This is a genomic window from Stenotrophomonas sp. CFBP 13718, assembly GCF_014842145.1.
Classification (GTDB): domain Bacteria; phylum Pseudomonadota; class Gammaproteobacteria; order Xanthomonadales; family Xanthomonadaceae; genus Stenotrophomonas.
This window is the reverse complement of record NZ_JACYVC010000006.1, coordinates 50339-69911: the sequence shown is the minus strand read 5'-3', so window position 1 is coordinate 69911 and position 19573 is coordinate 50339. Positions and strand designations below refer to the sequence as shown.

Sequence of the window (19573 nt, the reverse complement as noted above, 5' to 3'; positions counted from 1 at the left end):
CACTTCTCTCCGTGGTTAGAAGCGGAACGGTTTGCGCGTGCTTTCTGCCGCCGTGGCGGGTGGCAGCCTGTCCTCCAGCCCCCGAGCCCGGTCCTGGTTTCGTGCGTGGGCTTGGGCACCCTGGAAGGCAGCTAGCGCGTCCTTCATGGCGTCATCGAAGGGATCGCGCGCCTCGACACTGATCCACGGCTCCAGCAACGCGTCAGGCAAGATCGCTTCCCAGACCTCGCCCGTATCCAACGCCTGGTCACGCTCTTTCACCGGTAGGAGGTGCGCGTGCCCCACCACTCGCGCGTTCTGCCGCACCCATGGTTGGAGCTCGGCGAAGACATCACTGGGCGCGAGGATCAACGCAGGCTGTTCCACGGCGTAATCCAGCAAAGCCAGCACCTCGTGCCAGAACTCGACCGATTGATGAGTGGCCATCGCAAGGGAAAGGGATGTCATGTCGGCCAGCGCCATAGACTTGACCCGATCGGGAACCCGTCCGCCCTTTCGGGGAACAATGGGGTTGGCCCGGGTGACCGTGTGTCTTGTGGGCAACGGCTTGGGGACAGCCAACCCAGCAGTGTTTCCGTCAACCAAGCCGTCCAGCGCATCAGCGAGTGCCGTCACCGGAACCAACCAACTGCCGCCGAGCTTGCGCAGACCTGGAACGATGACGCCGGCGGCCAGCTGTTCTCGGGTTTGTTCGTAACCGCCCGCCCCCGTCTTGTTGAGAACACGTGCCACGTCTTCGACCGACAAGAGCGGTTTGTCGGGGAACATGACGCGCAGGATTGGCAGCATTCCGGTCATAAGCGGGGAAAATGATGGGAAAAACGGTCCTTGGAAATCCCTGCTTTTCCCGGGACGGACCGGGAGGGCATGAAAAAAGGGGCTGGACGGAAACCCGGCCAACCCCTTGATTTTTCGATACTTTCTTACAACTTGTTAGCTTAAATCTGGTGCCGGAAATAGGAATCGAACCTACGACCTACGCATTACGAATGCGCCGCTCTACCAACTGAGCTATTCCGGCTGAGCTGGCAATTCTAAAGCGTGTCCGGAAAGCGGTCAATGCGCGCGTGCTCATCCTGCCCAATCCGCCAGACGGTCCCAAAAGCCAATCCCGACAAGGGCCTGACACCCCTGTAGTACCCTGCCCTCCCCTGTACTCCCCTCACATGGCCGTGAAAAATCCACTCTGGTTCTGGGGCGCGTTCCTGCTGTTCTTCGCGCTGATGTTCGCCATCGGCTTGCCGGTGATGATGTATGAGCAGGCCAGCTACCCCGTCCCGCTGGAAAGCCGCTCTCCGCCCGGGTGGGCGATGACACTCCTGGTGACCTCCCTCAGCCTGTGGCTGGTCCTGCTGTACGTCTATGTGGACACGCTGGTGCTCGCCGGGGTGCGCTCTGTACGGCGGATGCGCGACATCCTGACCTACGGTGAGCCACGCAACGCACGCATCGAGCAGGTGGTTTCCTTGCCCGGCACCGTCGACGGCTTCCCACAGCTGCGGCTGCGCCTGGCATTCGAGAATCTGTCCGGCACGCCCATCACCGATGAGCTCGTGCTGGTGGACAGCAAGCCGATGCAGCAGCGCTACGAGGTCGGCCGCACGCTGCCTGCCCGGCTCAGCCGCTCGCCCGGCGCCTATCCCAATATGTCGCTGGAGGGTGGCGCGCCGGAGATCAACCACGGCACATTGTGGCTGCGCGCGGCGATCGGCGTGTTCTTCATGGCACTGGTCGCGAGCGCGTACGGCGTGGCGTGGCACCTGCAGAACGACGGCTTGGGCTGGACATTTCTCAGCTTGGGGCATCCGCTGCTGACCAGTCCGCTGGTGCTGTGCGCGTTCGTTGTTGGCGTACGTTTGTTGTTGCGTCGGCTGCAGGCCGATGCGGCCGGCAACGCATTGAAGTATCGGGGCGTGGGTACGGTGGCGAGCATCGCGGAGGTGCGGCAGACCGGCGCGTTCTTCAATGAGCAGCCGCAGGTGGAGTTCCAGCTGGGTTTCACTGATGTGGCGGGTCGGGCGCAACGCGCGGTGATTCGACGCTATGTGCCGTTGATTGACCTGGCGAAGATCCCGCGGGAGACGATGGATATCCTTTACGACCCCAAGGATCCGCAGCGTGTGCAGGCGGTGGGGTGGTGAATCGGTGGGCGGCGGCGGGGTCTTAGCGGTCAGGATCCGGCTCGCCGCGCATGGCTTGGCGATGCCAGGGTGCGGGGCCTTCACCTATAGGGAGCAACATCGTTTGTAGATTGCATCGGCTTGATCGGCTGCCTTCTGCTGCTGCTCCGGGGCCAGTGCCCGCCGTTCGCGCGCCAGCGTGGTTTCGTCGATGTACCGCGGATCGAGGCGGCTGAGCACGTGGCGATAAGCGTGCACGGCGACTGGATCGCGGGCAACGTTGAAGCCGTTGTCGTAAACACTCGCCAGTGCAGAAAGCGCGTCGACGTTGCCGTCGTCGGCGAGGGCATGCAGATAGCGGAGCGAGGTCTGCCGCCACGCCTGCAGTTCATCATCGCGCCCGGTCAAGGTCGATGCGGGCCCGATCACCGCTTCGATGTCGATGCTGTAGAGCAACTGCGCCTCTACCGAGCCCTGTTCCGCTGCACGCGCCAGCCACGGCGCGTCGTAAAGCGTAGGATCCTGGCTCAATGCCGCGCACTCGCCCAGACCGATCTCCAGTCTGCTCAGGTGATTGGGATCGGGACGCATGCCCGCGCGTTGCAGGGCCTGCCAGGCTTCCTCCGGATTGCCGTTGATCAGGTTTCTGCAGTCCCGCACGATCAGTTCGATTTCGTAGCTGGCCAAGCTCTCCCCTGCATCTGATCGCCGCTTCAGCGCCAGCACCTGCTGCCGTGCATCGCCGGGGGCTCGCCACGCCGTCTCCCGCTGGATGCTGTAAGCCTTCGGGCCCACTGCCTTTCGCATGGACGGATCGTAGGCAGGGAACCGGGCTGCTTGCAGGTGCTGGGTCGTTGCGGGCGACGGCACTGGGCTGGGCCGGGCTGGCGCGTTGCTGAAGGCGGCTGCCTGAGGGCTTGATGGTGGCGCTACGTCATCCGAGTTTCCACGCCACAGCCAGAGCGTTGTAGCGATGGCGGCTACGAGCACTGCGCATCCTGCGATTCCTGCCTTCCTTTTCATTTGGTGCCTCGCTCCTGCGGGTGGATCAGCTTCAAGCGCTACCGGGTTGCGGCAGCCCTCATGTTTGCCGAAGGAACGTAGCGCGTGGCAGTTGGCGGGGCAAGGTGCGGTCGTGATGTAGATAGTGGATGCCGGTGTCGCTGGGCATCGGATTATCTGAGGGCAGTGCCGTCGGCGTTCGGGATGGGGGGAAGGCTTCCGCCGAGCATGGCGCGGCGCTACCGGGTGTGCGCACGGGGCCGCATGAGGTCGACGTGCCGGGCGCAGGTGCGTTCAGGGCACGCGGAGCCGCGGGTGCGGGGGTGCGTGCCGCGCGCCGGATCAGCGGGCCTTCCAGAGCGCAGCCAGCCCATCGCGGGTGCCGGGGATGCGCTCCAGCGCCGGGTACAGCGCGCCGCCGTGGTAATCGATGCTGATCGGCATCACGCGATCAAAGTTCTTCACCAGCAGGGTGATCGGTGCCTTCTGATCCTTGGATCCGGCCACCGCGTCCTTCAGTCGCTCGCTTTTGTACTCGCGCCCGTTTACTGCGATCACGGTCATGCCCGGGGCCAAGCCTGCGTTGAACGCGGGGCTGTCCCACACCACATCGCCGACCACGCCGGCATCGGTGACGGTGGCGCCGATGGAATACGTCAGCAGCGCGGCCTTGGCGCGGGTCTCCTGTGCTTTGAAGGCGTCGTTCGGCGTATCGCGGTAGACAAGTTTCCAGCCGGCCATTTCCAAGCCGCCAATCAACGATCCATGCCCGTCCAGGCGCTCGCGCAGGAAGCTCGCCCAGTCATTGGGGGCGATGCCGTTGAGCGTGGCCACCACGTCATCGAAGGTGTACGGGTTGACGTCCCAGTTGCCGTTGTCCATGCCGAAGAACGCCTTGGCGAAGTCGTCCAGGCCGCGCTTGCCGCCGCTCAGCGCACGCAGCTTGCCGTCTACTTCCAGCCACAGCATCTGTCCGCCGGAATAGTAGTCCTCGCTCATCTGGTAATTGCGGTAGGCCAGCGTGCGGCGCTGTGCGATGGTCGGATCGTTGGTGGTGTCCTGCAAGGGGCGCCACGCCAATCCGGGACGACCCCGATCAAACGTCGCCGCCACGTTGGCCAGCATGTCGCGCGCCTGATCGGTGCTCCATAGGCCGGAGCGCGCCGCCAGCACCTGGCCCCAGAACTGCGTCTGCCCTTCGTACACCCACAGCAGGCTGTCGCCCATCGGGGTATTGAAGTCTGCGGTCGCCAGGTCTGCACCGCGGCGGTATTTGCCGTTCCACGAGTGGTTGTACTCATGCGGCAGCAGATCGCGTGCCCACCAATTCTTGTCCCACTCGGTGAAGTAGCCGACGTCGGCGCTGTTTTCGCTGGAGCGGTGATGTTCCAGGCCAATGCCGCCGAGCTTGTCGGTCAGGGCCAGCAGGAACTCGTAATGATTGAAGTGGCGCGCACCGTAGAGTTTGTCCATCTGCTGGACCAGGGCGCGGTGTGCGTTGAGCTGCTTTTCACTGGCGTAGAGTGACTTGGCGTCGTCAGCGAAGACATTCAGATGCACCGGCTGCTTCGCGCCGGGATCCAGATCGAAGCGCTGGAAATGCGCGCCGGCATACAGCGGTGAGTCCACCAGATGGTCGTAGCTGATCGGCTTGAACACTACGGTATCGCCGTCGCGGCGCTCGGTGTCCAGCGCGGTGGCGTAGGACCAACCCGGCGGCAGGGTGACGGTGGTCTGCGCCTGCAGGCCTTGGATGTTCACGCCGGCGGGATACAGCGAGTTCACGTTCCACTGCAGGTTGAGCATTTCCGGCGTCATCACTACGCGGCCCTGGCTGCCGCCCTGCGATGACAGGTAATTGAAGTGAGCAACGACTTCACTGGCGCCTGCGGGCACGTCCACCTTGAACGCGTAGACGTTGTACTGGTCACGCTGCCATTTCAGTGGCTGTCCGTTGGCGGTGATCTGCAGGCCGGCGAGCTTGTCGATGGGGCCGCTGGGCGAATGGTTGCCGGGCAGCCACTGCGGGTACAGCAGGGTCAGCGGGCCGGGCTTGGCCGGAACGGTGGCGGTGACCTTGAAGATGCGCCGGTCCAGGTCGCGTGCGTCGACGTCGATGCGCAGCATGCCGGGGGCGGCGATGGGGGTCGCGGGCGCAGGCTGGGCAAAGGCGGGCGTCGCCGCCAGGGAAAGCAGGACGGACAGGGCCAGCGCACGGGGTGTCATGGGGCGGTTCCAGCAGGCGGGGATGCTTGATGCTAGGCCTGCGGGCGTGCCCTGCCCCATGGCCAAAGGTCATGGAAGGCCGGTTAGCCGGATTGGGCAAAGTGCATCTGGTTCAAAAGCAACAGAAAGCCCCCTGCCTTACCGTTCAAGCATATCAAGGGGCGACGTGCGCCCCTCTCTCGCTCACCCAGCGTAGGCAATTAGTGCGCCACGCGAGGGCAGAATGGAACGGCGGGCCCTTGGAAGATCCTATCTAGCGCCCAGCTCTAGTTAAATCTAGATAGCACGTATACAACCTCAAAATGCTCATGAGCGCCTTGAATTCGAAGTCTGTCAACTAACGCGGGGAGCCTTTTAACATAAACCTCCTCCGCTTTTGCGTCACTTCGCAGCCTCCAGCGCAACGAACTATGCCTGAAAAGACTAACCTGGTTTAGAAAATCACTACGCCGTTCGAATATATCCCACAGCACTGACGTTATACTGTCAAACAGCGTGTTAGAACCATCTGCGTGGAGCATATGGTACCCGTCTAAGAGAAGCCTGTACGTCAATATATCGACGTCGCGGTCCTGCTTTAGCAATAGCTTTGCCAACCGGATGCTTGCGCGGACACAGTTGTGGGCATCTCGCTCGCTCTGCGCCTCAATCTGAACCGCTCGAAGTGCCTTCACCGCATCTTCGAAGCGCATGGAACCGGAACGGGAGATTGCAACATTACGCGCAACCATCGTGTGCTTATTACGCCGCGCCCTTTTCTCAATTGCCTCAAGGCGATCATCACTATCATCTTCATCATCAATCGTCACAAGAAGCGCCCTAGCCTGTAGCGCCACGCCTGCTTTCGGAGAACTTTCGATTATCTTCTTGGCAGCAATGGACGCCTCTGCCTTTCTATCCAGATTGAAAAGCGCCTCCGCATAAGAGTACAGAAAAGACATCCTATCTACGTTTGAAACTCTATCAAGGTCCACCGATTCAACAATTTCAACAGATTCTCTGTAACGGCCGGCCATCCTTAAAGATTTACATAGAATCAACGACATGTCATCGCGCTTTTTTTGTTCGCAATCCCTCGAGATAAGCGGCAACACGTCACCTATGAAATCGGCACAGGAGCGGTGGTGGTCCCCCATCTCAAGTGCCTTTGCATACATAAAGCAGAGACGATTCGAAGAATCTATAGCTCGCTTATCTTCACCTGAAGATGCTATCCGGACCACCCTGTGAATCATCGCCGAGGCATTACTGATCTTTCATGCACTGCAGTTTCCATCATCAAATCTAACTTTAGATGCCTTGAGACCCTTGGCACCCCAGTCCTCACCGAAGTATAGGTTCACGACTTTAAGCGAAAGTCGATTGAACAAGTCCGAACTCATCTCTTCATACACTGCCTCACGGACTGGGACAGGCACGAGCAGCACCTTATCCGTTTGACCAGACAGAGAAGCAACTTCAGCAGTCTCTAGAAGCGCGAGACGACGAAGCTCCTTCGCGTACTTCGGATGAAACCCCATCGCTCCATTGAAGCGCTTGACAGATTCAAATGCCTCCCCGCGAGGAAACATCGCCAAAACTTGAAGTAACTCGAGCAATCTCTTTGAGTCCGGACTCGCACGCAATCGAAGAATTTCGGACGCTATTATAGGTGATACTCCAACAGCTTGAGTGCCAACCTCCATTTCCAGATCGGGATTCAGAGCAGCCAATTCATCGACCCCGAACATTTCGAAATCCTCGAGCAAGGAATCCAAGCGTCGCGGATCACCATCCGCGTGGCGCAGGATTCTCGCCAAGGTTCCTTCATCAATCTGAGCGCACTTACCCTGTTGCCAAGCTCGGACATATAAAGCAGAATCGAAATCATCTAACGCCTTAATTGTCACTTCAGTACATCGAGCGATCAGAGACTTTACCCGACTCTTGACTATCAGTCTCACCTTAGGACAATATTCGGAAATAATAGTCAAGACTTCACTAAAATCAACAGCATCATCACCGCTAATATCTTCTCGCACGTCATCAATGACAAGTAAGCAGGCATCAAGAGTAGAGAGTGCGAGGCATATCTCCTCCAAACTCGTCCCGGCCCTATCTTGAATTGTTTGAAGGATTGTCTGGCGCCTAGAGGTAACATCACACTCAAGCCCATAATAAATGCCGCCAACACCCAACTCGGCGGCAATTACAGCCAAGAACGTATCAAACCCCACGCCCCATTCGGCCACCATCCATAGGCATTCGCCGCTGCGCAAAGAAGCGACCGATCTCTCCCTCTCCGCCTTTCGGACCTGACCCCACGCACCTTTCTCAGGCAAGGTTCGCCGAATTGCAAGAAGCACATTCGAGTCTATTTTATCAATTAGTTCCTTGTTAAGCATCCCGTCCGCAGCGCCGTTTCCTCCCCTCTCTCGAGATCGAATGTCGACCCGAATGGCATCATTTCGATCCAACCCAAGATCCACATCCGGCACGAGGCGTCGCTCTCCACTGAGTATAACTCTCGCAGTTCGCGGAAAAATTGAAGCATCTACAGAATCCCCGCGTTTCGAGAAAGAGATAAGCGAATAGCCGTGTCGCCTATCAATTCGCCTATCTCCAACCTGCTCCAGTCCGAACAGTGATGCGGCCTGCAGTCCGCGCCGGTTCGACCCTCCCCCCGACTGATTAGAATGTAAACCCGGCTCATGCATGTGCCCAAAGAGATGCATATCGAAACGTCCATTCGTATCAATCTCACTGCGCCACTCCGCTTGACTGTTGAGGTGTAGCCAATCAACAGGGTGATGAGTGACTACGAGAGTGACATCTTTTTGTCGCGACCACGCATCCGGATCGCCGCAGACCCCGAGCAACTGACGCGTGTCTACATGGAGCGCGCCCTTCAGATCGCCGCCACGGATCTGAAGCCAAGAAGAATTTAAGCCGACAAGCCCTATGGCGATGCCGTTGATATCCACGGATGCCATCGAATCGCCGGGCAACACTCCATTTACGCAGGTTACAAGCGGGATTCTTGTATTTTGAAGCCAAGCAGAGTAGTTGGAAAATGACTTATCGACTAGATGCCGGTACTCACTAGGCGCATCAAAGAGCTCATTCGAAACATCTGCTCCGTCCCACCAGTGCGCCATCGCTTTCGCTACAGGAGATCCTGACGAAGGGCGAACAAGATCGTGATTTCCAGGCACACAAAAGAGCTTTGGCTGAAAACCAATCCTATTGAAGCACTCCCAAATCTCACTTAGGAAATATTCTAAGGCCTGATATTCATTCGCACTCCCACTTTGAACCAAGTCACCGCTAAATATGACGAGATCCCAAGGTCCATGCACCTCAGCCATTAACCTGAAATCATCGAACAGTACCGCCTTGAACGCCGGCATCAGGGTGCCTTGATGGCCCATTCCATAGTGCAGATCGCTAATATGCAGTGCTCGCCCAGTCATTTCCATATCATTAGCCTTTGAATAAGTCCATTCATCGACAGCAAAGTTGTTGCAAGAAGGTCACAACACTTACTGAAGCACATTCTACCTACTGGCTTACTGGTGCGCCTTGAAAATTAAGGAGACTTTTTTCCTCCGCGCTTTTGCATAAAAAATGCCCGGAAACCCGAGCATTTCGCTTGAAAATTAGATGATTGAACCGCTCAGTCGACCAAGCGCAGGCGCAGCTCTTTCGGCAGGGCGAAGACCATCGATTCGGGTTCGCCGTCCAGTTCGCCGATGCCGTCGGCGCCCAGTTCGCGCAGGCGGGCGAGCACGCCGTCCACCAGCACCTGCGGGGCGGACGCGCCGGCGGTGACGCCGATGTGCTGCTTGCCGAGCACCCACGCCGGGTCGATCTCGTGTGCGCCGTCGATCAGGTACGACTCCACGCCTTCGCGGCGGGCCAGTTCGCTCAGCCGGTTGGAGTTGGAGCTGTTCGGCGAGCCCACCACCAGCACCAGGTCGCAGCGCTTGGCCAGGTCGCGCACGGCGTCCTGGCGGTTCTGCGTGGCGTAGCAGATGTCATCGTTCTTCGGGCCCTGCATGGACGGGAACTTGGCGCGCAGGGCCTCGATGATGCCGCGCGTGTCATCCACCGACAGCGTGGTCTGGGTGGTGTAGGCAAAGTTTTCCGGCTGGTCCAGCACCAGGGTCGACACCTGCTCCACGTCTTCCACCAGATAGATCTGGCCGGTGCCGGCTTCACGGTTCCATTGGCCCATGGTGCCTTCCACTTCCGGGTGACCGGCGTGGCCGATCAGCACCACGTCACGGCCGGCACGGCAGTGGCGGGCCACTTCGAAGTGCACCTTGGTCACCAGCGGGCAGGTGGCATCGAATACCTTCAGCCCGCGACGGTCCGCCTCGGCACGCACGGTCTGGGACACACCGTGCGCACTGAAGATCACCGTATTGTTGTCCGGCACTTCGTCCAGTTCCTCGACGAAGATGGCGCCACGGCTCTTCAGATCGTCCACGACGAAACGGTTGTGCACCACTTCATGGCGCACATAGATGGGCGCGCCGAGCGTTTCGATCGCGCGCTTGACGATCTCGATCGCACGATCGACACCTGCACAGAAACCACGCGGATTGGCGAGCAGAACATCCATCTATCAACGTCTCCCGGCGTCAGCCGGCTGGGGGTTACGGGGTCGTATTATCCGCTTTTTTGCTCGGCTTGCCCTCGAACAGGCCGAACACTGCGATACCGATGGCGCCGACCACGATCGCCGCATCGGCGATGTTGAACGACGGCCAGTAGTGGTCACCGACGTACCACTGGATGAAATCCACCACGTGGCCATGCACCTGGCGATCGATGACGTTGCCGATGGCCCCGCCGATCACCAGCGCGAACGGCAGTGCGCTGCGCCAGTTGCTGCGGGCGGTGCCATACAGCCACCACGCCATCAGGCCGCTGATGGCGATCGCCAGCACGGTGAAGAAGTACTTCTGCCAGCCACCGGCGTCGCTGAGGAAGCTGAACGCCGCGCCGGTGTTGTAGGTGCGGAACCAGTTCCAGAAGCCATCGATGACTGGCACCGCCTGATACTCGGGCAGGCTGGACAGCACCCAGGCCTTGCTCCACTGGTCCAGCACGATGACCACCGCCGACAGCAGCAGCCAGATGAGCGCGTTCGGGCGCGGACGGACGGCGGTCATCAGAACCACCGCCGATCTTCGCCGGCACCGTCGATGTTGTCGGCACAGCGGCCGCAGATCTCCGGATGCTCGGGCACGCTGCCCACGTCGCTGCGGAAGTGCCAGCAGCGTGCGCATTTGGTCTTGCTGGTCGGCTGCGCACTGACGAACACTTCGTCGGTGGTGGCCGGGCGCACCTGCACGTCACCACTGATCAGCAGGAAGCGCAGTTCCTCGGCCAGCGGCTGCCAGCGCGCGGCCTGCTCTTCACTGGCGGCGACGGTGATTTCCGCTTCCAGCGCGGCACCGATGGCGCCGTTGGCACGCATCGGTTCCAGCACCTTGGACACCTGCTCGCGCAGGGCCAACAGCTGGTCGAAATCGGCAGCGGTCAGCTCGGCATCGGCCGGCAGCGGGGCCAGCCCTTCGTACCAGGTATCGAACAGCACGTGTGCGCTGCGCTTGCCCGGCAGATAGCCCCACAGCTCGTCGGAGGTGAAGGTCAGTATCGGTGCCACCCAGCGGGTGAACGCTTCGGCGATGTGATACATCGCGCTCTGCGCCGAACGGCGGCCGCGCGAGTCTTCCGCCATGGTGTACAGGCGGTCCTTGGTCACGTCCAGATACAACGAGCCCAGGTCCACGCTGCAGAAGTTCAGCAGCAGCTGGACGATCTCGGCCATGTCGTAGCGCTCGTAGGCCGCCTTTATCTTCTCCTGCAGCTCGAACGCGCGATGCACGATCCAGCGGTCCAGGGCGACCATGTCGTTCAGCGGGCGCAGATGCACGGCCGGATCGAATCCGTCCAGGTTCGCCAGCAGGAAGCGCGCGGTGTTGCGCAGGCGGCGGTACGCGTCGGCGTTGCGCTTGAGGATTTCCTGCGACAGCGACATTTCGTTGCTGTAGTCGGCCGATGCGATCCACAGGCGCAGGATGTCCGCGCCCAGGTTCTTCATGATGTCCTGCGGCTCGATGCCGTTGCCCAGCGACTTCGACATCTTGCGGCCGTGCTCGTCCACGGTGAAACCGTGGGTCAGGCACTGCTTGTACGGTGCGTGCCGATCAATGGCGACGCCGGTCAGCAGCGAGGACTGGAACCAGCCGCGGTGCTGGTCGGAGCCTTCCAGGTACAGATCGGCCGGCTTGCCGAAGCCACGCGCCAGCAACACGCCTTCGTGGGTGACGCCGGAGTCGAACCAGACATCCAGGATGTCGGTGACCTTCTCGTAGTCGGCCGCTTCAGCGCCCAGCAGTTCTGCGGTATCCAGCGAATACCATACGTCGATGCCTTCGGCCTGCACGCGGTCGGCGACGGCCTGCATCAGCTCGACACTGCGCGGATGCATCTCGCCGGTGATGCGGTGGGTGAACAGGGCGATCGGCACGCCCCAGGTGCGCTGGCGGCTGATGCACCAGTCCGGGCGACCGTCGACCATGCTCTGGATGCGCGCCTTGCCCCACGCCGGGAACCAGCCCACGTTGTCGATGGCGGTCAGCGCATCTTCGCGCAGGCGCGCCTTCTCCATGGAGATGAACCACTGCGGCGTCGCGCGGAACACCACCGGCTTCTTGTGGCGCCAGCAATGCGGGTAGCTGTGGGTGATCTCGGCGAACGCCAGCAGCGCGCCGGACGCGCGCAGCACGTTGATGATCAGCGGCTGCGCCTTCCACAGGTGCACGCCGGCCAGCACGACATCGCCCGCCGGCGGGGTCGACGGCAGGTACACGCCCGCGCCATCCACCGGGTTGATTTCACCGGCGTGGTAGCGATCCAGCAGACCGTACTGCTGGCTTACCGCGTAATCCTCCTGGCCGTGGCCGGGGGCGGTATGCACTGCACCAGTGCCGTCTTCGTCGGACACGTGCTCGCCGTTGAGCAGCGGGATATCGCGCTCGGCATAGAACGGGTGGGCCAGCAGCAGGTTTTCCAGCGCCGCGCCGTTGGCATGGCCGTGGCTGACCACGTCCTGCACGCCGTAACGCGCCAGCGAACGACCCGCCAGCGCGGTCGCCAGCACCAGCCAGCGACGGCCGCCGTTGTGGGCCGGACCTTCGACGAGCGAATACTCGATGGCCGCACCCAGCGACACCGCCAGCGAGGCCGGCAGGGTCCACGGGGTGGTGGTCCAGATCGGCACGGCCACTTCCACGCCTTCGGGCAGCTCCACGCCGAACACCGCGGCCAGCGCCTTGGAATCACGCGCTGTATAGGCCACGTCCACCGTCGGCGAGACCTTGTCCTGGTACTCGATTTCCGCCTCGGCCAGTGCCGAGCCGCAGTCGAAGCACCAGTGCACAGGCTTGGCACCGCGCACCACATGGCCGTTGGCCACGATCTTGGACAGGGCGCGGATCTCGTTGGCCTCGAACTCGAAGCTCAGCGTCTTGTACGGGTTGTCCCAGTCGCCGGTCACGCCCAGGCGCTTGAAGTCGGCGCGCTGGATCTCAATCTGCTCTTCTGCGAACTCACGGCACTTCTGCCGGAATTCGACGGCGTCGAGCTTCACGCCGACCTTGCCCCACTTCTTTTCGACCGCGATCTCGATGGGCAGGCCGTGGCAGTCCCAGCCGGGTACGTACGGCGCATCGAAGCCGGCCAGGTAGCGCGACTTGACGATGATGTCCTTCAGGATCTTGTTGACCGCATGGCCCAGATGGATGCGGCCGTTGGCATACGGCGGACCGTCATGCAGCACGAACAGCGGGCGGCCGGCGGCGTTCTCGCGCAGCTGCGCGTAGAGCCCCTGCTCTTCCCAGCGCGCCAGAATGCCCGGCTCGCGCTTGGGCAGGTCGCCGCGCATCGGGAATTCGGTGGCCGGCAGATGGAGGGTGGCTTTGTAATCCTGGCTCACGCAGTGGCTCGCAATCTATGTTCGGAAAGGAGGGCGCGCGCCTGCTCGGCGTCGCGGTGCATCTGGTCGGTCAGTGCCGCCAGATCATTGAACTTCACTTCGTCGCGCAGCTTGGCCACGAACTCGACGTTGATATGCCGACCGTACAGGTCGCCCTGGAAATCGAAAAGGTGTGCTTCCAGCAGCGGCTCCACGCCGTCCACGGTGGGACGGGTGCCGAAGCTGGAGACCGACGGCCACGGCTGCTCGAACACGCCGTGCACCAGGGTGGCATAGATGCCCGAAAGCGCAGGCGTCTTCGGGTAGCGCAGGTTGGCCGTGGGATAGCCCAGCGTGCGGCCCAGTTGGCGGCCGCGCACGACCCGCCCACTGATGGCATAGGGCCGGCCGAGCAGGTCGGCGGCGTGGCCGAACTCACCGGCCAACAGCAACTGGCGGATGCGGGTGCTGGAAATGCGCTCACCGCGCAGGTCCACCGCTTCGATCTCATTGGCCTGGAAACCGAGCGTGGCCCCCATCTCCTGCAGCAGCGCCAGGTTGCCGCGACGGCGGTTGCCGAACTGGAACTCCGGCCCGATCCACACCTCACGCGCCGACAACCGCTGCACCAGCAGCCGCTGCACGAAGTCTTCGGCCTGCATGGCAGCCATGGCGGCATCGAAACGCAGCAGGCCGACCGCATCCACGCCCAGCTCGCGCAGCATCTGCACCTTGCCGCGCGCCAGCGTGAGTCGCGGCAGTGGCGTGCCCTGGGCGAAGAACTCGCGTGGCAGCGGCTCGAAGGTCACGGCCACGGCGGCAACGCCCAGCGCGCGCGCGCGGGCGACGGCGTGGCGCACCAGCGCCCGGTGGCCCAGATGCAGGCCGTCGAAGGCACCGATGCAGACCACGCTTCCGTGCGGGAACAACGCCCCGCCCTCAACGCTTCGAAACAAGCTGGTCATCAACTCCGCTCGCGGCCGACACCGGCCGCTGGATCCTTTGTGGTAACCATGAAGTATAGCCGCCGTGGCCGCCGATCAATGCCCGCGCAGGTCGCGCGGTCGCAGACCCAGCGCCACCTGCATCACCAGATAGGTCGCCCCGCCCGCCCCGACCAGCAGCGACAGCGCGCCGATCCGCTGCCACAGGCCCATCGGCGAGAACGCCGGCAGCCAGTACAGCAGGGCCAGCAGCACGCCCACCATGGCCGCACAGGAAACGCCCAGCCGGACCAGGAAGCGTGCCCAGCCCGGACGGCGCTCGTACACGTCGGTCTTGCCCAGCCAGTACCAGAGCAGCCCCAGATTCAGGTAGCTGGACAGCGCACTGGCAATACCCAGCGCCAGATGCAGGCCCGGCTGCTGCCCCAGCGCCTGCATCACCCCTTGGGCGCGCAGCTCCTGCGGCACCATCACGTGGTACAGCACCGCCAACAGGGCGAAGTTGAACACCATGTTGGCCACCAGCGCGGCGATGCCGGCGCGTACCGGGGTGCGCGTGTCCTGCCGCGCATAGAAGGCCGGCAGCACGATCTTCAGCAGCGCAAAGGCCGGCAGGCCGAAGCTGAGGCCGTACACCGCCAGCGCGGTCATGCGGGTATCGAAGGCGGTGAACTCACCGTGCTGGAAGATGGTGGCGATCAGCGGTTCGGCCAGCAGCAGCAGGCCCAGCATGGCCGGAATGGAGATCAGCAGGGTCATGCGCAGGCCCCAATCCAGCGCATTGGAGAACCCCGCGCGGTCGGTGCCGACATGGTGCCGTGCCAGTGCCGGCAGGATCACCGTCCCCAGCGCCACGCCGAACACCCCCAGCGGCAGCTCCAGGAAGCGGTCCGCCAGCGACAGCCAGGACTGCGAGCCATCGGTCAGCTTGGCCGCGATGACGGTGTCCAGCAGCAGGTTGATCTGCGCCACCGACGAGCCGAACAACGTCGGAATCATCAGCGTCATCACCTTGCGCACGCCGGGATGGCGCCAGCCCCAGCGCGGCAGCGTCAGCAGGTTGATGCCCTTCAGCGAGGGCAACTGGAACAGCAGCTGCAGCAGGCCGGCCACCAGCACCGACCAGCCCAGGGCGAGGATCGGCACGTCCATGCGCGGGGCCAGCCACAGGGCGCCGACGATCATGCACAGGTTGAGGATGACCGGGGTCAGTGCCGGCATCGCGAACTTCTGGAAGCTGTTGAGCGCCCCGCCCGCCAGCGCGGTCAGCGAAACGAAGAACAGGAACGGGAAGGTCAGCCGGAACAGGTCCACCAGCAGGCCCTGTTTGGCCGGATCGGTATCGGCGCCACTGGCGAACAGGCTGGCCAACTGCGGCGCGAAGATCAGCGCCAGCGCGGTCACCACCATCAATACGCCAGCGAGCGTGCCAGCCACCCGGGCCATCAGATCGCGCAGCTCTTCGTGGCTGCGGGTTTCTTTCACCTCGGTGAACACCGGCACGAATGCGGTGGCGAATGAGCCCTCGGCGAACAACCGGCGCAGGAAATTAGGTACCCTGAAGGCGACCCAGAACGCGTCCGTCGTGGCGTTCGTACCAAAAGTCGTGGTGATGACGGTGTCCCGAACGAGCCCCAACACCCGCGAAACCATTGTCATGCTGCTGAACGACAGCAGGCCCCGCAGCATCTTGGGTGAACTCACTCAAACATCCTCTTGACAATCGACTTGACGTACATTTCTCGAGTCATCATACTAGCTAGCTTGCTGTTCCCATAACACCGATTTTTCAGGAAACCACCACCGTGGCCAATATCAAGTCCGCCAAGAAGCGCGCCAAGCAGACCGTCGTGCGCAACGCGCGCAACGTGGCTCAGCGCTCGATGCTGCGCACCGCTGTCAAGAAAGTGATCAAGGCTCTGGATAACAACGATGCAGCCGGCGCCGAAGCCGCTTTCACCGTTGCCCAGCCGATCCTCGATCGTTTCAGCGCGCGTGGTCTGATCCACAAGAACAAGGCAGCTCGTCACAAGAGCCGCCTGACCGCCCGCATCAAGGCCCTCAAGGCCGCCTGATCCGGCGAAGCTACCTGCACCCTCAGGGTGTAGGTTGCTGCTTGAAACCCGGCTCCGGCCGGGTTTTTTGTTGCCTGTGATTTGGCAGCGAACGGCGAAGCCCCTCGTGGCGGGTCGCGTAAAGCGTCGGGTTCCTGGGTTGGGGCCGGCCGGTGGGGCTGGGCTGGGGGACGGCAAAAGCCGCATCCTGCGGGCCTCGTTTCGTGCCATCCATGGCACTCAACGCCCCCACCCAGCCCCACCGCCCGGCCCTGCCGGAATTCTGCGGCGCCCCACCACGGAAAAAAAAAGAAAAGCGGGTCGGTAGCGCCGACCCAGGGTCGGCGGAATGTTTCCGCCAACGGCCCGCTGCGCTCGCCGACCATGGGTCGGCGCTACCGCTTTTCTTTCTTCATTACGTGGCGGGCCGCGCGCGCCGACACTGACTCAGGGGCCCTCTCCCCCAGACGGGTCAGCGCAGCCACCGGTAGCGCCGACCCATGGTCGGCGGAATGTTCACGCCAACGGCCCGCTGCGCTCGCCGACCATGGGTCGGCGCTACCGCTTTTCTTTTTTCATTACGTGGCGGGACGCGTGCGCCGACGCTGGCTCAGGGGCTCCCTCCCCCATACGGGTCAACGGAGCCACCGGTAGCGCCGACCCATGGTCGGCGGAATGTTTCCGCCAACGGCCCGCTACGCTCGCCGACCATGGGTCCGCGCTACCGCTTTTCTTTTTTCATTACGTGGCGGGACGCGCGCGCCGACGCTGACTCAGGGGCTCCCTCCCCCAGACGGGTCAACGGAGCCACCGGTAGCGCCGACCCATGGTCGGCGGAATGTCCACGCCAACGGCCCGCTGCGCTCGCCGACCATGGGTCGGCGCTACCGCTCTTCATTTTCTCTTTTACGTGGCGGGACGCGCGCGCGGACTGTCAGGGCCGGGCGGGAGGGGTTGGTGGGGGCGTTGAGCGCCATGGATGGCGCGAAACGAGGCCCGCATGGATGCAGCCCTTGCCGTCCCCCACCAACCCCTCCCGCCCGGCCCACTCCCAGGACACCGCTGTCCGCGACCCACCACGAGGGGCTCCGCCGTTCGCTGCCAACCAACAGCCAAGAAAAAACCCGACCGAAGCCGGGCTTTTCGCGTCCAACCAGACGAAGACGATTACTCGCCAGCCGCGTGACGCGCCTGCTGCTCGTCTTCCTTCTGGCGATCAAAGAACGCCATGATCTTGCTCATCACCGGGAACGTACCCTCGCGACCCAGCGCCGACACCAGGAACCACGGCTCCTTCCAGCCCAGATCCGCAATGATCTGCTCGGCCGCGGCCTTGGCCTCGTCCTCGAACATCAGGTCGGCCTTGTTCAGCACCAGCCAGCGCGGCTTCTGCAGCAGCTCCGGATCGTGACGTTCCAGCTCGCGCTCGATCGCACGCACCTGCTCCACCGGCGAGATTTCCACCCCGCCTTCCATTGGCGAAATGTCCACCAGATGCAGCAACAGACGGGTGCGCTGCAGATGGCGCAGGAACTGCGCACCCAGGCCGGCACCGTCAGCCGCACCTTCGATCAGGCCCGGAATATCGGCGATCACGAAGCTGCGGTAGTTCTCCACCTTCACCACACCCAGATTCGGGTACAGCGTGGTGAACGGGTAATCGGCCACCTTCGGCGTTGCCGCCGACACCGCGCGGATCAGCGTGCTCTTGCCGGCATTGGGGAAGCCCAGCAGACCAACGTCGGCCAGCAGCTTCAGCTCCAGCTTCAACGAGCGCTCTTCGCCCGGCTCGCCCGGCAGCGCCTGGCGCGGCGAGCGGTTGGTCGAGCTCTTGAAATGCATGTTGCCCAGGCCGCCACGGCCGCCCTTGGCCACCAGCAGGCGATCACCGTGTGTGGTCATGTCACCGATCACTTCGTCGGTGGCCACGTTGGTCACCGTCGTGCCGATCGGCACGGTGATGATCAGGTCTTCGCCGCCCTTGCCATAGGCCTGGCGGCCCATGCCGTTCTCGCCGCGCTGCGCCTTGAAGATGCGGTCATGGCGGAAATCGACCAGGGTGTTCAGGTTTTCGTCGGCGCGGATCCACACGCTGCCACCGCCGCCGCCATCGCCACCATCGGGGCCACCGAGCGGGATGAACTTCTCGCGACGGAAGCCGATACAGCCATTGCCGCCGTTGCCGGCGAACACTTCAATTTCTGCTTCGTCTACCAGTTTCATTTTTCGATGCCTACGATGGGCGCGGCAGCCTGCCGTCGCCTTGGGATTCTAGCGCGCCGGCGCAGCCGGAGCACGGCCACCTGGGCGGTGGGCCGGGTACTTCATTCAACGAAAAACCCCGCCGAAGCGGGGCTCTTCTGCAGCGAACCCATGACCAGCATGGGCTGCCAGCCAGGCCTGGATCAGGCTTCGACCGACACCACGCTGACGGTACGACGCTTGTTCGGACCCTTGACCGAGAACTCCACCTTGCCGTTCACCAGGGCGAACAGGGTGTGGTCACGGCCGAGGCCGACGCCGGTACCCGGATGGAACTGGGTGCCGCGCTGACGCACGATGATGTTGCCGGCGTCGATGGCCTGGCCACCGAAGATCTTCACGCCGAGGTATTTCGGGTTGGAGTCGCGACCGTTGCGCGAAGAGCCTACGCCTTTTTTATGTGCCATGACCTATCTCCTTACTTGCTGCTGCCACCGGCAACGCCGGTGATCTCGATTTCGGTGTAGTACTGACGGTGACCCTGGCGCTTCATGTGGTGCTTACGACGACGGAACTTGATGATCCGGATCTTGTCGGCACGACCCTGGGACAGGACGGTGGCAGTGACCGAAGCGCCGCTCAGGGCGTCGCCGATCTTGATGCCATCGCTGTCGCCGAGCAGCAGGATGTTGTCAAACTTGATCTCGCTGCCGACTTCGACTTCGAGCTTTTCCACGCGGAGCTTTTCGCCCTGCGCGACGCGGTATTGCTTACCGCCGGTGACCAGTACTGCGTACATGACCAGACTTCCTTTGTAGTTATTGTGGTCTATTGGCTGTTGCCATCGAGGGCAAACAGGAGCGGAATTGTACGCGAGCCCCCTGCCCCGGTCAACCCAGCCCCACGCCACGCAAACGCAGGCGGCACAAGGCCTTCATCACCCTGACTGGCAATCTCATCCCATGCGACTGGCGGCTGGCATTGTCGCCCATTGCCCCCATCTGGTCTGCTCGGTAGGCTGCTTGATTGCCGTCCCCGACGCCCTTCCTGCTGGCC

15 protein-coding genes and 1 tRNA gene are annotated in these 19573 nt (G+C 62.5%); 2 read left to right on the top strand and 14 right to left on the bottom strand.

The genetic code is table 11. The features are described from left to right. Positions 1-15: 15 nt before the first annotated feature. Both IFT58_RS11205 and IFT58_RS11200 read right to left on the bottom strand, forming a co-directional pair. The gene (locus IFT58_RS11205; protein ID WP_192094967.1) at positions 16-798 is read right to left on the bottom strand and encodes a hypothetical protein; all 783 of its coding nucleotides are present in this window, start codon (positions 796-798) and stop codon (positions 16-18) included. 147 nt (positions 799-945) lie between these two features. Continuing rightward, positions 946-1021: transfer RNA gene (locus tag IFT58_RS11200), tRNA-Thr, on the bottom strand. 151 nt (positions 1022-1172) lie between these two features. Here IFT58_RS11200 and IFT58_RS11195 point away from each other — a divergent pair. Continuing rightward, on the top strand, positions 1173-2141 hold the full coding sequence (locus tag IFT58_RS11195; RefSeq protein WP_192094965.1) for a hypothetical protein: 969 nt from the start codon (positions 1173-1175) through the stop codon (positions 2139-2141). Between the two features lie 84 nt (positions 2142-2225). Here the strand turns inward: IFT58_RS11195 and IFT58_RS11190 are convergent, their stop codons facing one another. The 9 genes from IFT58_RS11190 to murJ form a co-directional block, all read right to left on the bottom strand. Then, complete coding sequence (locus IFT58_RS11190) at positions 2226-2927, bottom strand: hypothetical protein (protein ID WP_192094964.1); 702 nt, start codon at positions 2925-2927, stop codon at positions 2226-2228. A gap of 537 nt (positions 2928-3464) precedes the next feature. After that, positions 3465-5348: a M61 family metallopeptidase gene (locus IFT58_RS11185; protein WP_192094962.1), complete on the bottom strand. Its 1884-nt coding sequence runs from the start codon at positions 5346-5348 to the stop codon at positions 3465-3467. 266 nt (positions 5349-5614) lie between these two features. Beyond that, positions 5615-6505 (bottom strand): hypothetical protein, encoded by an 891-nt coding sequence (locus tag IFT58_RS11180; protein WP_192094960.1) that lies wholly within the window; start codon positions 6503-6505, stop codon positions 5615-5617. Between the two features lie 99 nt (positions 6506-6604). Next, complete coding sequence (locus tag IFT58_RS11175) at positions 6605-8806, bottom strand: metallophosphoesterase (protein WP_192094959.1); 2202 nt, start codon at positions 8804-8806, stop codon at positions 6605-6607. A gap of 197 nt (positions 8807-9003) precedes the next feature. After that, positions 9004-9954 (bottom strand): 4-hydroxy-3-methylbut-2-enyl diphosphate reductase, encoded by a 951-nt coding sequence (ispH, locus tag IFT58_RS11170; protein ID WP_192094958.1) that lies wholly within the window; start codon positions 9952-9954, stop codon positions 9004-9006. Positions 9955-9988: 34 nt separating this feature from the next. After that, entirely contained in the window at positions 9989-10507 is a 519-nt protein-coding gene (gene lspA / locus IFT58_RS11165; RefSeq protein WP_188326514.1) for a signal peptidase II, read from the bottom strand. Beyond that, positions 10507-13338: an isoleucine--tRNA ligase gene (gene ileS / locus IFT58_RS11160; RefSeq protein WP_192094956.1), complete on the bottom strand. Its 2832-nt coding sequence runs from the start codon at positions 13336-13338 to the stop codon at positions 10507-10509. The genes lspA and ileS overlap by 1 nt, the downstream gene beginning before the upstream one ends. Further along, positions 13335-14282, bottom strand: coding sequence for a bifunctional riboflavin kinase/FAD synthetase (locus IFT58_RS11155; protein WP_188326512.1), 948 nt, complete (start codon positions 14280-14282; stop codon positions 13335-13337). The genes ileS and IFT58_RS11155 overlap by 4 nt, the downstream gene beginning before the upstream one ends. A gap of 75 nt (positions 14283-14357) precedes the next feature. Continuing rightward, positions 14358-15950, bottom strand: coding sequence for a murein biosynthesis integral membrane protein MurJ (gene murJ / locus IFT58_RS11150; protein WP_192095185.1), 1593 nt, complete (start codon positions 15948-15950; stop codon positions 14358-14360). A 116-nt stretch (positions 15951-16066) separates the two neighbouring features. Between murJ and rpsT the strand changes: the two genes are divergently transcribed. Next, positions 16067-16336, top strand: a complete 270-nt coding sequence (rpsT, locus tag IFT58_RS11145; RefSeq protein ID WP_042614258.1) for a 30S ribosomal protein S20 — start codon at positions 16067-16069, stop codon at positions 16334-16336. A 1146-nt stretch (positions 16337-17482) separates the two neighbouring features. Here rpsT and cgtA read toward each other — a convergent pair. From cgtA to rplU, 3 genes are all read right to left on the bottom strand, one after another. After that, positions 17483-18538: an Obg family GTPase CgtA gene (gene cgtA, locus IFT58_RS11140; protein WP_188326511.1), complete on the bottom strand. Its 1056-nt coding sequence runs from the start codon at positions 18536-18538 to the stop codon at positions 17483-17485. Between the two features lie 182 nt (positions 18539-18720). Further along, positions 18721-18984, bottom strand: a complete 264-nt coding sequence (gene rpmA / locus IFT58_RS11135; protein ID WP_188326510.1) for a 50S ribosomal protein L27 — start codon at positions 18982-18984, stop codon at positions 18721-18723. An 11-nt stretch (positions 18985-18995) separates the two neighbouring features. Beyond that, positions 18996-19316, bottom strand: coding sequence for a 50S ribosomal protein L21 (gene rplU / locus IFT58_RS11130; protein WP_188326509.1), 321 nt, complete (start codon positions 19314-19316; stop codon positions 18996-18998). Positions 19317-19573: the final 257 nt, after the last annotated feature.

Coding starts and splice junctions, on each gene's coding strand:
- IFT58_RS11205 (WP_192094967.1), bottom strand. CDS start 798: ATGACCGGAATGCTGCCAATCCTGCGCGTCATGTTCCCCGACAAACCG.
- IFT58_RS11190 (WP_192094964.1), bottom strand. CDS start 2,927: ATGCGAAAGGCAGTGGGCCCGAAGGCTTACAGCATCCAGCGGGAGACG.
- IFT58_RS11185 (WP_192094962.1), bottom strand. CDS start 5,348: ATGACACCCCGTGCGCTGGCCCTGTCCGTCCTGCTTTCCCTGGCGGCG.
- IFT58_RS11180 (WP_192094960.1), bottom strand. CDS start 6,505: ATGTATGCAAAGGCACTTGAGATGGGGGACCACCACCGCTCCTGTGCC.
- IFT58_RS11175 (WP_192094959.1), bottom strand. CDS start 8,806: ATGGAAATGACTGGGCGAGCACTGCATATTAGCGATCTGCACTATGGA.
- ispH (WP_192094958.1), bottom strand. CDS start 9,954: ATGGATGTTCTGCTCGCCAATCCGCGTGGTTTCTGTGCAGGTGTCGAT.
- lspA (WP_188326514.1), bottom strand. CDS start 10,507: ATGACCGCCGTCCGTCCGCGCCCGAACGCGCTCATCTGGCTGCTGCTG.
- IFT58_RS11155 (WP_188326512.1), bottom strand. CDS start 14,282: ATGACCAGCTTGTTTCGAAGCGTTGAGGGCGGGGCGTTGTTCCCGCAC.
- murJ (WP_192095185.1), bottom strand. CDS start 15,950: ATGCTGCGGGGCCTGCTGTCGTTCAGCAGCATGACAATGGTTTCGCGG.
- cgtA (WP_188326511.1), bottom strand. CDS start 18,538: ATGAAACTGGTAGACGAAGCAGAAATTGAAGTGTTCGCCGGCAACGGC.
- rpmA (WP_188326510.1), bottom strand. CDS start 18,984: ATGGCACATAAAAAAGGCGTAGGCTCTTCGCGCAACGGTCGCGACTCC.
- rplU (WP_188326509.1), bottom strand. CDS start 19,316: ATGTACGCAGTACTGGTCACCGGCGGTAAGCAATACCGCGTCGCGCAG.